Source organism: Marinobacter sp. S6332, from assembly GCF_023016045.1.
Classification (GTDB): domain Bacteria; phylum Pseudomonadota; class Gammaproteobacteria; order Pseudomonadales; family Oleiphilaceae; genus Marinobacter.
On record NZ_JALKAP010000022.1, the window covers coordinates 1 to 14,260 of the forward strand.

The following is a 14,260-nucleotide window of genomic DNA, read 5'->3' on the forward strand; positions in this document are numbered from 1 at the left end:
TGTAAGCGTTCATTCCAGGACACCCTGCCACCCCGCTGAATTCCGCCCTACAGTAACCTCTCACTCATCAACACGAGGTTACCCCCATGAGAAAACACCGCACTCCCGAGCAGTGGCAGGCCCTGCTTGATCAGCAGCGTGACAGTGGTTTATCAGCACCACAGTTTTGTCAGCGAGAGGCCATTGGCTATGCCAGTTTCTGCAACTGGCGCAAGCGCCTGTCAGTTGAGCCGGAGAGCGAGACGTCCCACTCTGACAATGCCGGCTTTCTGGATGTGTCCTCATTGATGGGCGCTTCCGCTGGGCCGGGCTGGAATATTGTGTTGAGTCTGGGCAACGGCGTGGAGTTGCGGCTGAGCCAGAACGGATGATCGGTCTGGATAGCCAGGCCCGGATCTGGCTGTGCACGGAACCCACCGACATGCGCAAATCCTTCCGGGGCCTGAGTGCGTTAGTGCGGAATCAGTTGAAGCAGAACCCGCTCAGCGGCCAGTATTTTGTTTTCGTCAATCGCCGCAAGACCCAGATGAAAATGCTGTACTTCACGCCTACCGGGTACTGTTTGTGGGCCAAGCGCCTGGAGCAAGGGCAGTTCCGGGTGCGCCCCTCGTCCTCTGGCCAACGGGCCCTGACCCTGACGGATTTACAGCTACTGATTGACGGTATTGAAGTGCAAAAATACCGTCAGTTCAAGCGTTTTAGAGGGGTATAAAACGCGAGCTTCCGGTATAATATCGGTCATGAATTCAACGGCTTCCGCTCTCCATTCCAACACATCTTCCTCCTCGGCTCTGGCCGAAGAGAACGCCATGTTGCGGGCGCAGCTGGATGCTCAGGCAGACGCGATTCGACAGCTGGCCCGTCAGTTGGACTGGTTCAAAAAACAGCTGTTCGGCCCCAAATCCGAGAAGCAGGTCTATGACCTGCCGGGCCAAGATGATTTGTTCCAGCCCGAAGACGCACCTGCACCGGAGAAGCCTGCCGATGAAGAAAAGCGCACCATCAAAGCCTATCAACGTGGTACCGGTCAAAAACAGCGAGACGACGATTGCCTGAATGACACCGGTCTGCGCTTTACCGCCGATGTGCCTGTGGAAGTGATTGAACACCTGCCCCCGGAGCTGACTGGCCCGCAGGCCGATCAGTACGACATCCTTGGCACCAAAACCACCTACCGACTGGCCCAGTGGGCGTCCAGCTATGTGGTGCTGAAAATCGAACGCCCGGTGTTCCGGCGCAAGGGCAGCGAGAAGCCCATCACCACACCGGCTCCGTTCAATGTATTGGATAACAGCTTGGCCGACGTCAGCCTGTTGGCGGGTTTGCTGGTAGACAAGTTCCAGTTCCATCTGCCGTTGTATCGCCAACACCAGCGCATCCAGCAGGCCGGTGTCACCGTCAGTCGAAGCACCCTGACCAACCTGGTCAAGCGCGCTATTGACCTGTTGCGCCCCATTGTGGATGCCCAGACCGACAACGTTCTGAGAAGCCGAGTGCTGGCGATGGACGAAACACCCATCAAGGCTGGCCACCAGGGCCGGGCGGGCCCGCAAAAAGGCAAAATGAAGTCTGGCTGGTTCTGGCCACTGTACGGCGATGCCGACGAAGTGGTGTTCACCTACTCGAACAGCCGAGGGCGCGCCCATATCGAACAGGTTCTGAACGATCAGTTCAGCGGCACCCTGATCAGTGACGGTTACGCGGCTTATGCCCGCTATGCCGCCACACAACAAAACATCACCCACGCCCAATGCTGGGTGCACAGTCGCCGTTACTTTATTGAGGCGCAGAAGGAGCATCCTGAGAAAGCGACGGAGGCTCTGCAACAGATTGCGAAGCTGTACCAGAACGAAGAAGCTATCAAAACCCAAAGCTTGGCTGGCGAGAAGAAACGCCAGTACCGGCTGAACCACTCGAAACCGGTGGTCAGTGACTTCTTCCAATGGTGCCGGGATCAACTGGAACACGGCGGCCTGCTGCCCAGTGATCCACTGACCAAAGCCCTGAACTACGTGCTCAGCCGGGAAACCAGTCTGACCGTGTTCCTGGAAGATCCGGATGTGCAGCCGGACACCAACCACCTGGAGCGGGCCTTGCGGCCCATTCCAATGGGTAAGAAAAACTGGATGTTCTGCTGGACCGAACTGGGTGCGGAGCACCTTGGCATCATCCAGAGTCTGATCGCCACCTGCAAACTGCACGGCTTGAACCCGTACACTTATCTGGTGGATGTACTGCAACGTATCAGCCAACATCCGGCCCGCGACGTAGTGGATCTGACACCGCGACTCTGGAAAATCCGGTTCGCAAACCAACCGTTACGCTCGCTGATCGACCGACGCCACCCAGATCGACAGAGCCCACAGCCGGAGGCCACCGTCCATGCGCATTGACGACATGAGCATTGATCAACTGCTGGAACTGAACAAATACATCTGCCGGCGCATCGATGAGTTGCAAGATCGGGAAAACCTGCAGGCTCTGAGTCAACTGCGGGTTGGTCTGAAAGTGACCTTCGAAGGTCGGGAGGGTCCGGTGCTGGGGATAGTTACCAAGATCAACCGCAAGAGTGTGATCGTGTTAGGTGACGATGGTGCCCGGCAATACAAGATCTCACCGGGCTTATTACGACCGCTTCGAGATGTGAAGTAAGTCAACTACGTCGCGGAATGAACGCTTACCCCGCAATGCCAAAGCCTTCCTTGACCATTTTTGAGCCCAAAAGGGAGCCAGGGTTTACTGCCACGATGATGTGACCGCTGGAGCTATCAGCTTCCGCCAGGGCTTTGGTCCACATGGTTAACGCAAGCTTGCTCTGGGCGTAGGCGGCCATGTCGTCCATGAACCGTTTCTTGCCAACAAGGGCATCTAGCTCCACCGGCGATTGTGCCGCAGAAGACAAGTTGACGATCCTTGCGTCGGGAGCAAGTATGGGCAACAGGCGTTGCGTCAGCAAATAGGGCGCAACTGTGTTCACTGCAAACCGCACGTCTAGCCCGTCTCGCGTCACCGTGTCAGGGGCCTTCAGCACACCGGCATTGTTGATGATGACATCCAGTTGATCGTGTGCGCGTGCAATGGATTCTGCCAGTTGTTTTACCTCAGCCAGCCGGGACAGGTCGGCTGTGTAGGTGTAGATCTGCCCGGCGCTGTCGCTATCGGCCAACTCCCCCTCGACTGCTGCCAGTTTTTCCCGGTTACGGCCGTGCAACAACAGAGTATGGCCTACCGCGTAAAGGCGCCTGGCCGTTTCCAGACCGATACCGTCGGTGGCGCCGGTAATCAGAATTTTCTTCTTCATCAGTTGTCTCCATATGCTGAGAAGTCGGGCAAAAAGTCGTCTGCCAAACGGTGAATCGTCGGCTCAATGTCAGCTTGGTTAAATCGAAGGTTTAGCGCCACATGATTTACGCCGATTTTTTCCAGTGATTTAAGGTAACTCTTCAGAAAGTTTACGCCGGAACTGAAACCCAAATGAATCGGCTGCGGAGGCGCGTCCGGTTCCGAGAGAAGGTCGACGTATAGGGACTGCATCACCGGCTTTGGGAATTTGATGCTGCTGCCGCTCTGGGTCGCCAAGACGTTAGCCGATCTGGTTACATCCGTTGCTACAAAAAACATGGTTCGCTTTGCGAAAAGGCCTGACCAGAAGCTACCGCTCAAACTCGAACAAATATGGGCTATCCGTATTCGGTTAGAGATAGCAAAGAACATCCGCGAGCTGGCGATGTTCAACATGGCAATTGATTGCAAAATCCGGTCCTGCGATCTGGTAAAGCTCTTGGTTCGAGATATTTCCACAAACGGTGAGGTTATGGATTGGGCGGAAAATAGATCTGTCCCGGTTTTTTGCGGGAAATGGTTTTCAGGCAGGATAGGAAGCGGCCCTGACCACATTCAAAATGTGGTCAGGGCCTTTTTTTACAGCTGCTCGTAAGCCAATGACGTATAAGGCTCGCAACCCAGGGCTTCAAACTCAGCCTTGCTCATGTAAGTCGCTTTTGGCATGAAATCACCCAATACCTCTGCCTCATCGCCAGCCGTCATGGTGTTCTGGATGGCCTGGTCGAAATCGGCGGCCGGCAGCATGTTTCTCAAAATCAGAAACGCGGAATCAAGATCGTCGGTTCTTCCATCAACAATGCTGAAACCGTCACCGCTGTCGGGCCAGGGAATGTAGCCCACGTCACAATCCGAATCGGCATTTTCAGGCCGGTTCTCGGGCTTGCTGGTCACGATAGTGTAGAAACCGTCCGGATTAATGGTGACCTGCTCATCAAACAGGCATTCTTTCACCGCCTGGGAGTAAAATTCGTTCTGGCAAAGCGACCAGTAGCGCAGATCGTTGTCGTTGAAAAAGTCCTGGTCGTTTTGCGTTTCCGGGATTCCGGGAATTTTCCCGCGGATAACGACCACCTCCCCGAAATCCTGGTTCAGGAACGAGTAAAGGTACTGGTTATCTGCGTTGGCGTAGAAGGCCGTATTCCGTGGGGGATTGTTTTCACAGTTGCCCTGGAAGTCGCATTGAAACAGAAACGGCGTTCCATAGGTGGCCCTGAACGCCGGGGTTTCCCGGGCTGGCTCGAAGTTAGCGCGCAAGGTTTCATAAGTGTCCGCTGGCACAAATGGAATGCCACCCGGGTCAGTGCCGGCAGACATGGCGGCACAGGCTTCTTCGCCCTGAAGAGTGCTACCGTCGGCCAGGTGCAGCGTCACTCTTGGCAGTCCCACATCGCCGGTCTGATCGGCACCGCTGTTGGGCACGTAGTTGCGGTAAATCAGCACCGCTTCCTCGCTCGCTGCGCTGGTTGCATCGTACAGTGTGTTGTCTTCAGACGGGTTAGCCGGGTCGTTCGGGTCACCGGGTTTGACCGTGACCAGATAACGCCGGGACGGATCGGTGCGAACAGCGCCATCAATAAAAGGATTGATAGAGCCGGCTTCGGCAACGATGTTTTTGTCGGTCAACGATTGGGCCGGTGTTGTGTTGGCCCTGTAGCTGTTGAACGACATGTATCGGGAGTAGGGGAAATCTGCTTCCAGAGTGATGTAGGCACCGTCCTCAGGGAGCGTATAGGCGGCAGACCAATAGATGGCGCCACTATCCGGGTAAGCGAAGTTGAAACCCTCGTTCTCTTTTACGTAAGGCCCAACCCAGAGGCAATCACTGGGCGGTGCTGAAAAAGCCATCGTGTCGGTGGTCGTGTCAGAACTATCAGACCCATTGCAACCCATCATCAGGGCCGCCGTGCCCGCAACCAGAAGCAGACCTCTGGCGGGGAACCTGTTTTTCATTGTTGTCATAGTCATGTCATGGTCCTTTTGCTTTAGGGTACTACGATGTTGAATTCACTGTTCGGTGTCTCGAACAGCGACAGAAACAGCACCAGTTGAATAGTGCTGCCTTCCAGTTCCAGGGCATCGGATGTCAGCATTTCGCTCACACCGACTTCGCCAATCAGCAGGCGGGTAAACAACTCCCGGGTGACTCGCAGCGTCGACTCGGCCTGGTCCAGGCCGGCATCTTTGTGGACATGCAGGACGGAGTTTTTGACTGTCAGCAGGTAGGATTCGTCGAGGTCGGTAAACACAATGGCGATGCGCCGCTCAACGCCCTCGGCGTCCTCCGCATTCAGCCGCACCGACATGGCCTGAAAGAATTTTTCGACCGGTGTTTGCTGCAATATCCCGAGTAGGGTGGACATATCCATCAGTGGTTCTTCGGGTGCGCCATGGCGCAATTCGTAGGCACCGCTGAGGTAAACATCTCGCCAGGGGCCGGATTCGGCCTGATACCCCATCTGATCGTAGGTTTCGGCGAGTAAGGTCTTGGCAGAGTCGTTGTCCGGCTCATCGAAGACCAGGTGATTCAGAATCTCAGCCGCCCAGCGATAGTTACCCTCGGCAAACGCGGCACGAGCTTTTTCCAGCAGGGCATCAGCACCACCGGCAAGCGCAACGTATTGGCTGGCGGCCTCTTCGGGTGGCAGTGGGTCCAGGTTGGCGGGGTTGGCGTCGTACCAACCCATGTAATACTGATAGACCGCCTTGCTGTTGTGCTTCAGGGTGCCGTAGTAACCGCGATTGGAGAATGTCTGAGCCAGCTCCGGCGGCAGTTGCAGCCGTTCTGCGATCTCCCTGGACGTAAATCCGTTGTTGAGCAGCCGTACCGTCTGATCATGGATAAACTTGTAGGTGTCGCGGTGCAGCTCCAGGTAATCAACGATGTCGGTGCGACCCCACACAGGCCAGTGATGACTGGCAAAGTAGACGTTGCTGTCGGCGGAAAGGTCGATAATTTCGTCGATGTAGGCGCTCCACTTGAGCGCATCCCGGACTTTCGTTCCGCGCAGAGTGTAAAGATTGTGCATGGTCCGGGTTGCGATTTCGGCACCGCAGTAGGCGGCGAGTTCGGGAATGGCGAAGGTCAGTTCCGCCGGCGCCTCGGAGCCGGGTGCATTCTGGAAAACAAAGTCCAGCCCGTCGATGTTCAGGCGCTGCCCGGTGGTGTCGATAATTTCGGTGGGTGTGGCTATGCCAAAAGTGCCGAAAGCCGGGGACTTGCCCAAGCCGGAGCCTACATGGCCATGCGGATCCCTTACCAATCGGCGGCCATACATAAACGAGGCTCGCCGGGCCATGGCCGTTCCGGCAATGATGTTTTCGCTGGTGGCCTCGTCCATGAACCCGATAGGGGCAATCACGCGAACCTTGCCGGCATCGTAATCGTGGCGGTTGATGACACCCCAGGCACCGGCGAAGTGATCGATGTGGCTGTGGGTGAAAATCACTGCAATCACGGGCGCATCGCCGAGGTGTTCCCGAACCAGCGCGAGCGCTGCCTCAGCGGTTTCTTCTGACGTCAGAGGGTCAACGATGATCAGTCCGGTGTCGCCCTGGATGACCGTCATGTTCGCCAGATCGAACCCGCGAACCTGGAAAATGCGGTCGGTGACCTCAAAGAGACCGTGAAGATTGTTCAGGCCCGCTTGACGCCAGAGGCCAGGGTGCGTGCTGTCCGGTGATGCGCCGTCAATGAAGGCATACTCGTTCAGGTCCCATATTATGTCGCCATGGTTATTCTTTATGATGGATTTCTCACCCTCAAAAGTGCCGATGAAGCCACGACTGGCGGCTTCATGGTCGCTGGTGTCGCGCTGGTGCAAGCTCTCTGTCGCCTTTTGGTTACTCGACGCTGTGTAAGTTGAAGCCGCCGTGGACCCGTGAGAGTGTTCTTTGTGCTCCCTGCCCGAATCATCACTGCAGGCTCCAAGCATTGCTGCGAAAAACCCGACAGTTAATGCTGACAACCCTCGTTGGATCGATACCTTTTCCATGAATCAATGCGCTCCGGTCACGTTGATCGTGTTATCGTTCTGTTGCACATTCAAAATCATATAGGGGCGGGACAGGCTTAGGCTGGTTGATTACCGCCAACCTTTGGTGGAATTACGACAATGACAACAACCCGACCCGTCGCTGACTTTTCCACGATTGCCAGTTGGGCACGTTTCATCCTTGCCGGTTTTAAACTGAAGGGGCTTGATACCGACAAGCTGCTCAGCGAAGCAGGTATCGGTAGCAGCGATCTTGATAACCCCAATGGCCGCATCAAGGTCGCTCACATGACCCAGTTATGGGAGTTGGCCGCACGCGACAGCGCCGACCCCCTGTTTACCCTCCGTCTTGCTGATCTGGCGCGCGCTGATATGTTTAGCGGGCTCAGCCTGGCCATGATGTTCAGCGAGACGACGAGGGAGGCCATCGAGCGAATGTGCCGTTACAGCGGCGTTGCCAGTAGTGCTGCCCATCTGGAAACTCTCCCGGGTAAGAACAACTCACTGGAGGTAATTTTCCACCTGCAGATGCCGGTGGCGGGTGAAGCCCTGGAAGCCTTCATGGCCTGTGGCAGTCGCATTCTGAAACAGATTACTCAGGATAGATTCCGGCCTCAGGAGGTTCATTTCAGTCACGATAAGTCTGCGTTCCGGGCGCAATTTGAGGCGTTTTTTGAGGCGCCGGTTTTCTTCAATGCGCCGGTCTGCAAGTTTGTGGTTGATGAGCAGGTATTGCGCTTGCCTTGCTACCAGTCAAATCCGGAGCTCGTTCAGAATATCGACCGCTGGATGAAGGAATACCTTGAGCGCACAGACTCTCTTTCCATCACCGGCCAGGTTCAGAAACTGCTCCTTGAGGGCACGATTGACGGGAACGTTGATCAGAGCACAATCGCCCGTCGATTGGGCATGAGTTCCCGCCGGTTGCAGCGGGCGCTGGAAAAGGAAGGCCACGGTTTCCGCGAACTTCTCGAAAAGGCGAAGCGTGAAGTGGCCCAGGAGCTGCTGCTCCGCCCCGAGCTGTCACTGACGGATATCTGTTATTTGCTGGGTTTTTCCGACCAGAGCAATTTCACTAAAGCCTTCAAACGATGGACCGGAAAGACGCCTTCCAGTTTCCGCACTGCACCCCGATAGGCAGTCGTTTCATCGAAGGTTGCCCTGCTGTTCTTCTGTAACCCCATTTTCAAGAGAGTTCGAAAGCTCAACGCAGTAGCGAGCGAACTGCTTTCATGGCCCGGTCAAGATCTGGCTCTATTCCATCGCTGAGGTGTGGATAGAGGAAGGACTCGCCAATGTGGATGATGATGTATGCCAGTGTTTCGGGGCTGATCGTCAGGGCATGGCGCTTTTGCTCTTCAATGAACATTGGGGCTCTACCCCGTTACTGCGGGCATTCCTTAAAAGAGGCCCGTTTTCTTCAAGGAAAAGTTTGGATCTATCCGCCTGAATGTCCGCTTTGCGACCAAGGCATACTCAGGGCCCAGCTAAACAAAAGCGAACATTCGCGTCTAAGATTTTCTGGAAGCCTGACTCGATGGGATAGGCAAACGAAACTCCGGCACACGGAAAACTCTAATCAGCGATGCAATTGAAACAGGAACCGTTGCAGCTTGATTCTCTGATGATTCTCAGTTGTTTACGATTATACTGGTGCCATGAAGCATTCAGATATTGGGCTACACATACGAAGCTATGATGAGGAAGGGAAAAGCCACTCCCACGACCATCATCAACTGGTTCTGCCCTTGGCCGGAGCCTTGTCGTTGTCCGTAGACGCTACTGAAGGGGAGGTTGGTCAACATCGGGCTGCAATCATCCCGTCGGGAAGCGGGCACGGGTATGCGGCAACCGAAGACAACCAGTTTCTGGTCGCAGACGTCCCTGAAGGGTTGGCTCCCGCGCTGGACAAGCTACCCTGTTTCGTCGACCTCGACCCCGCGCTGCTCCATTACGTCCAATTCCTCCACGCGCAGCTTCAAAATGGCACAGAGTCTGATTTTACCCAGCATCAAATGCTACTTTTGCTGATTCAGTTACTTCAGGAGCGCCATGGCAGCCGGTTGAAGCTGGACCGCAGAGTTCAAGCCGCGAAACAGTTTCTCGATGACCGTTTCAGCCAACCGATATCTTTGTCGGAAGCCGCGGCTCTGGCGCACCTTAGCATTCGTCAGTTGAACGATCTGTTCCGGCGCCAGGTAGGCATGACCCCGCATCAATATCTCACAGAGTTACGCATGAAAGAGGCTTGGAGGCTTTTAGAGCAGTCAGAACTCAGTATTCAGCGAGTGGCGGATGCCGTCGGTTACTCGTCGCTATCCGCCTTCAGCGACAGGTTCAGAGGCCATTTCGGCAAGTCGCCCAGCCACTTCCGCCGTATTTCGAAATAGTTCCGCCAGGATTCGAAAGATCCTTCTCGCTACCCCGGATACCCTCTCCCGGAATCATTCATGAATTTTTCGAGGAGGGTTACATGGCATCAGTCAATGCCGCTACCTGGATCGGGTCCATTTCTGTTTTGTTATGGGGCACTCTGGCGCTACTGACCAAGCTTTCCGGTGGCGAGATTCCGGAGTTCCAACTCATGGCCATGACCTTCGGCATTGCTTTCCTGTTGATGTGTGGCCGTTGGGTGCTGGCCGGGCATGCTGGCGTGCGGTACTTAAGGCAATCACCGCTGGCGTGGTGCATCGGCATCGTCGGCTTGTTCGGGTATCACTTTGCCTATTTCAAGGCTATGACATTGGCACCGGCCGTTGAAGTCAGCCTTCTGGCCTACCTTTGGCCACTGCTCATCGTCCTGCTGTCGGCATTTCTGCCTGGGGAAAGGTTACGAACCCAGTATATTGTTGGGGCCCTGGTCGCACTGGCCGGTTGCTGGTTGCTGATCAGCCGAAATGCCGACGGGTTTGCCTGGGAGAGCCTGCCGGGTTACTTGGTAGCTCTGTCTTGCGCGCTGATCTGGTCCTCTTACTCCGTGCTCAGCAGACTGGTTCGCTCGGTGCCGACCGATGCCGTGGGCTGGTTCTGCGGTGTTACGGCCATTCTGGCTTTGATTTGCCACCTTTTGTGGGAGGAAACGGTATGGCCAGAAGGCGCACTTCAATGGATTGGCGTGGTGGGGCTCGGCCTCGGACCGGTGGGCATAGCATTCTTCACCTGGGACCATGGTGTAAAGCACGGAAACATCCAGTTACTGGGAACCCTCGCATACAGTGCGCCACTGATTTCAGTGATCATGTTGATTCTGGCCGGGTTCGGCGAGGCTACGGTTGCCGTGTTGAGTGCCAGCATTCTGATCGTCATTGGTTCTTTGATCGCGGGTCGTGCGAAAAGCCGGACGGTTGATGAGCAAGATTTGTTAATAGACTAACCACGTCAAAGGAGCAGTGAGATGATTACTTGGGATGATTTCGAGAAAGTTGAACTGCGGATCGGGACTATCATTGAAGTGACCGATTTTGCCGAGGCGCGCAAGCCTGCTTACAAATTACGAGTCGATTTCGGGCCTGAGATTGGTATCCGTAAGTCGAGTGCGCAGCTTACGGACCTCTATGACAAAGAGGAGCTCATCGGCAAACAGGTTCTTGCCGTCACTAATTTCCCGCCCAAACAGATTGGTCCCTTTTTGTCGGAGTGCCTGGTCACTGGTGTACAGACAGAGAAGGGCGCAGTTACTCTGGTAAGACCGGACGCGCCGGTGGATAACGGGGAACGCTTGTTCTGAGTTTCGGCGGCTTTCACATCGCGGGCCAATCGGTATGCGAGTCCAAGTGATGGTGATAAACGGGACAAAGTCTTTTGTGCTGGCAATGGTGAGCGGAAAGCTCATCATTGCAGTGGTCTAATACACCTTCCTCCGATTCGCTGCTCCAAAATAGCCGCAACGCTCTGCGTAATCGTCCAATGCAAATGTTCGCTTAGCGACCGAAGCGAACATTCACCGTACCCCAGTGTTGGCTTATATCTCCACTCGAATCTATACACATTTAGATCGGGGTTTTGAGTCGGATTTTTCAATTTTGGATGGACCTAATACGGGGTCAGGGGCGCGCTCTCAGGCAATCGCTTTGATCTTTTTGGTTGTGTGCTAGGTTGTCGGTAAGCAACTCAATCCAAGAGCCTAGATGATGCCGTTATGTTCAAAGCCCTGAAATCCATGTTCTCCAAAAGCTATGAACTCCAGCCATACGAATACACCGTTTACACCGTCCATGAGGGTAAGGAGTACGTCAGCCATGAGTAAGCGTTCATTCCGCGACGTAGTTGACTTACTTCACATCTCGAAGCGGTCGTAATAAGCCCGGTGAGATCTTGTATTGCCGGGCACCATCGTCACCTAACACGATCACACTCTTGCGGTTGATCTTGGTAACTATCCCCAGCACCGGACCCTCCCGACCTTCGAAGGTCACTTTCAGACCAACCCGCAGTTGACTCAGAGCCTGCAGGTTTTCCCGATCTTGCAACTCATCGATGCGCCGGCAGATGTATTTGTTCAGTTCCAGCAGTTGATCAATGCTCATGTCGTCAATGCGCATGGACGGTGGCCTCCGGCTGTGGGCTCTGTCGATCTGGGTGGCGTCGGTCGATCAGCGAGCGTAACGGTTGGTTTGCGAACCGGATTTTCCAGAGTCGCGGTGTCAGATCCACTACGTCGCGGGCCGGATGTTGGCTGATACGTTGCAGTACATCCACCAGATAAGTGTACGGGTTCAAGCCGTGCAGTTTGCAGGTGGCGATCAGACTCTGGATGATGCCAAGGTGCTCCGCACCCAGTTCGGTCCAGCAGAACATCCAGTTTTTCTTACCCATTGGAATGGGCCGCAAGGCCCGCTCCAGGTGGTTGGTGTCCGGCTGCACATCCGGATCTTCCAGGAACACGGTCAGACTGGTTTCCCGGCTGAGCACGTAGTTCAGGGCTTTGGTCAGTGGATCACTGGGCAGCAGGCCGCCGTGTTCCAGTTGATCCCGGCACCATTGGAAGAAGTCACTGACCACCGGTTTCGAGTGGTTCAGCCGGTACTGGCGTTTCTTCTCGCCAGCCAAGCTTTGGGTTTTGATAGCTTCTTCGTTCTGGTACAGCTTCGCAATCTGTTGCAGAGCCTCCGTCGCTTTCTCAGGATGCTCCTTCTGCGCCTCAATAAAGTAACGGCGACTGTGCACCCAGCATTGGGCGTGGGTGATGTTTTGTTGTGTGGCGGCATAGCGGGCATAAGCCGCGTAACCGTCACTGATCAGGGTGCCGCTGAACTGATCGTTCAGAACCTGTTCGATATGGGCGCGCCCTCGGCTGTTCGAGTAGGTGAACACCACTTCGTCGGCATCGCCGTACAGTGGCCAGAACCAGCCAGACTTCATTTTGCCTTTTTGCGGGCCCGCCCGGCCCTGGTGGCCAGCCTTGATGGGTGTTTCGTCCATCGCCAGCACTCGGCTTCTCAGAACGTTGTCGGTCTGGGCATCCACAATGGGGCGCAACAGGTCAATAGCGCGCTTGACCAGGTTGGTCAGGGTGCTTCGACTGACGGTGACACCGGCCTGCTGGATGCGCTGGTGTTGGCGATACAACGGCAGATGGAACTGGAACTTGTCTACCAGCAAACCCGCCAACAGGCTGACGTCGGCCAAGCTGTTATCCAATACATTGAACGGAGCCGGTGTGGTGATGGGCTTCTCGCTGCCCTTGCGCCGGAACACCGGGCGTTCGATTTTCAGCACCACATAGCTGGACGCCCACTGGGCCAGTCGGTAGGTGGTTTTGGTGCCAAGGATGTCGTACTGATCGGCCTGCGGGCCAGTCAGCTCCGGGGGCAGGTGTTCAATCACTTCCACAGGCACATCGGCGGTAAAGCGCAGACCGGTGTCATTCAGGCAATCGTCGTCTCGCTGTTTTTGACCGGTACCACGTTGATAGGCTTTGATGGTGCGCTTTTCTTCATCGGCAGGCTTCTCCGGTGCAGGTGCGTCTTCGGGCTGGAACAAATCATCTTGGCCCGGCAGGTCATAGACCTGCTTCTCGGATTTGGGGCCGAACAGCTGTTTTTTGAACCAGTCCAACTGACGGGCCAGCTGTCGAATCGCGTCTGCCTGAGCATCCAGCTGCGCCCGCAACATGGCGTTCTCTTCGGCCAGAGCCGAGGAGGAAGATGTGTTGGAATGGAGAGCGGAAGCCGTTGAATTCATGACCGATATTATACCGGAAGCTCGCGTTTTATACCCCTCTAAAACGCTTGAACTGACGGTATTTTTGCACTTCAATACCGTCAATCAGTAGCTGTAAATCCGTCAGGGTCAGGGCCCGTTGGCCAGAGGACGAGGGGCGCACCCGGAACTGCCCTTGCTCCAGGCGCTTGGCCCACAAACAGTACCCGGTAGGCGTGAAGTACAGCATTTTCATCTGGGTCTTGCGGCGATTGACGAAAACAAAATACTGGCCGCTGAGCGGGTTCTGCTTCAACTGATTCCGCACTAACGCACTCAGGCCCCGGAAGGATTTGCGCATGTCGGTGGGTTCCGTGCACAGCCAGATCCGGGCCTGGCTATCCAGACCGATCATCCGTTCTGGCTCAGCCGCAACTCCACGCCGTTGCCCAGACTCAACACAATATTCCAGCCCGGCCCAGCGGAAGCGCCCATCAATGAGGACACATCCAGAAAGCCGGCATTGTCAGAGTGGGACGTCTCGCTCTCCGGCTCAACTGACAGGCGCTTGCGCCAGTTGCAGAAACTGGCATAGCCAATGGCCTCTCGCTGACAAAACTGTGGTGCTGATAAACCACTGTCACGCTGCTGATCAAGCAGGGCCTGCCACTGCTCGGGAGTGCGGTGTTTTCTCATGGGGGTAACCTCGTGTTGATGAGTGAGAGGTTACTGTAGGGCGGAATTCAGCGGGGTGGCAGGGTGTCCTGGAATGAACGCTTACA

At 55.4% G+C, this 14,260-nt stretch carries 17 protein-coding genes; 8 read left to right on the plus strand and 9 right to left on the minus strand.

All coding sequences use genetic code 11. The features are described 5' to 3' along the window. Positions 1-86: 86 nt before the first annotated feature. From MWU62_RS18415 to MWU62_RS18430, 4 genes are all read left to right on the plus strand, one after another. The gene (locus MWU62_RS18415; RefSeq protein ID WP_247115378.1) at positions 87-371 is read left to right on the plus strand and encodes an IS66 family insertion sequence element accessory protein TnpB; all 285 of its coding nucleotides are present in this window, start codon (positions 87-89) and stop codon (positions 369-371) included. Further along, entirely contained in the window at positions 368-712 is a 345-nt protein-coding gene (tnpB, locus tag MWU62_RS18420) for an IS66 family insertion sequence element accessory protein TnpB (RefSeq protein WP_247115377.1), read from the plus strand. Before MWU62_RS18415 ends, tnpB (MWU62_RS18420) begins: the two co-directional genes overlap by 4 nt. 97 nt (positions 713-809) lie before the next feature. After that, positions 810-2,393, plus strand: a complete 1,584-nt coding sequence (locus MWU62_RS18425) for an IS66 family transposase (RefSeq protein WP_247115488.1) — start codon at positions 810-812, stop codon at positions 2,391-2,393. Beyond that, entirely contained in the window at positions 2,383-2,652 is a 270-nt protein-coding gene (locus tag MWU62_RS18430; RefSeq protein WP_247115376.1) for a hypothetical protein, read from the plus strand. Before MWU62_RS18425 ends, MWU62_RS18430 begins: the two co-directional genes overlap by 11 nt. Before the next feature lie 25 nt (positions 2,653-2,677). Here the strand turns inward: MWU62_RS18430 and MWU62_RS18435 are convergent, their stop codons facing one another. The 4 genes from MWU62_RS18435 to MWU62_RS18450 form a co-directional block, all read right to left on the minus strand. Next, complete coding sequence (locus MWU62_RS18435) at positions 2,678-3,301, minus strand: SDR family NAD(P)-dependent oxidoreductase (RefSeq protein ID WP_247116213.1); 624 nt, start codon at positions 3,299-3,301, stop codon at positions 2,678-2,680. Continuing rightward, positions 3,301-3,753: a hypothetical protein gene (locus MWU62_RS18440; RefSeq protein WP_247116221.1), complete on the minus strand. Its 453-nt coding sequence runs from the start codon at positions 3,751-3,753 to the stop codon at positions 3,301-3,303. Before MWU62_RS18440 ends, MWU62_RS18435 begins: the two co-directional genes overlap by 1 nt. Positions 3,754-3,921: 168 nt before the next feature. Then, positions 3,922-5,310 carry a hypothetical protein gene (locus tag MWU62_RS18445; protein WP_247116214.1) on the minus strand — a complete coding sequence of 463 codons (1,389 nt, stop codon included), beginning with the start codon at positions 5,308-5,310 and terminating at the stop codon, positions 3,922-3,924. A gap of 17 nt (positions 5,311-5,327) precedes the next feature. Then, entirely contained in the window at positions 5,328-7,337 is a 2,010-nt protein-coding gene (locus MWU62_RS18450) for an alkyl sulfatase dimerization domain-containing protein (RefSeq protein WP_247116215.1), read from the minus strand. A gap of 120 nt (positions 7,338-7,457) precedes the next feature. Between MWU62_RS18450 and MWU62_RS18455 the strand changes: the two genes are divergently transcribed. Further along, entirely contained in the window at positions 7,458-8,474 is a 1,017-nt protein-coding gene (locus MWU62_RS18455; protein ID WP_247116216.1) for an AraC family transcriptional regulator, read from the plus strand. A gap of 67 nt (positions 8,475-8,541) precedes the next feature. On the opposite strand, the gene MWU62_RS18460 is transcribed toward MWU62_RS18455, so the two are convergent. Continuing rightward, positions 8,542-8,706 (minus strand): QsdR family transcriptional regulator, encoded by a 165-nt coding sequence (locus MWU62_RS18460; RefSeq protein ID WP_247116217.1) that lies wholly within the window; start codon positions 8,704-8,706, stop codon positions 8,542-8,544. A 289-nt stretch (positions 8,707-8,995) separates the two neighbouring features. On the opposite strand from MWU62_RS18460, the gene MWU62_RS18465 reads away from it, so the two are divergent. From MWU62_RS18465 to MWU62_RS18475, 3 genes are all read left to right on the plus strand, one after another. Next, positions 8,996-9,727, plus strand: coding sequence for an AraC family transcriptional regulator (locus MWU62_RS18465; RefSeq protein WP_247116218.1), 732 nt, complete (start codon positions 8,996-8,998; stop codon positions 9,725-9,727). 83 nt (positions 9,728-9,810) lie between these two features. Continuing rightward, on the plus strand, positions 9,811-10,710 hold the full coding sequence (locus MWU62_RS18470) for an EamA family transporter (RefSeq protein WP_247116219.1): 900 nt from the start codon (positions 9,811-9,813) through the stop codon (positions 10,708-10,710). Positions 10,711-10,731: 21 nt separating this feature from the next. Beyond that, positions 10,732-11,064: a tRNA-binding protein gene (locus tag MWU62_RS18475; protein WP_247116220.1), complete on the plus strand. Its 333-nt coding sequence runs from the start codon at positions 10,732-10,734 to the stop codon at positions 11,062-11,064. 544 nt (positions 11,065-11,608) lie between these two features. Here the strand turns inward: MWU62_RS18475 and MWU62_RS18480 are convergent. The 4 genes from MWU62_RS18480 to MWU62_RS18495 form a co-directional block, all read right to left on the minus strand. After that, positions 11,609-11,878 (minus strand): hypothetical protein, encoded by a 270-nt coding sequence (locus MWU62_RS18480; RefSeq protein WP_247115376.1) that lies wholly within the window; start codon positions 11,876-11,878, stop codon positions 11,609-11,611. Then, on the minus strand, positions 11,868-13,451 hold the full coding sequence (locus MWU62_RS18485; RefSeq protein WP_247115488.1) for an IS66 family transposase: 1,584 nt from the start codon (positions 13,449-13,451) through the stop codon (positions 11,868-11,870). The genes MWU62_RS18480 and MWU62_RS18485 overlap by 11 nt, the downstream gene beginning before the upstream one ends. Before the next feature lie 97 nt (positions 13,452-13,548). Continuing rightward, positions 13,549-13,893, minus strand: coding sequence for an IS66 family insertion sequence element accessory protein TnpB (gene tnpB, locus MWU62_RS18490; RefSeq protein WP_247115377.1), 345 nt, complete (start codon positions 13,891-13,893; stop codon positions 13,549-13,551). Next, positions 13,890-14,174, minus strand: a complete 285-nt coding sequence (locus MWU62_RS18495; RefSeq protein WP_247115378.1) for an IS66 family insertion sequence element accessory protein TnpB — start codon at positions 14,172-14,174, stop codon at positions 13,890-13,892. The genes tnpB (MWU62_RS18490) and MWU62_RS18495 overlap by 4 nt, the downstream gene beginning before the upstream one ends. Between the last annotated feature and the right edge of the window lie 86 nt (positions 14,175-14,260).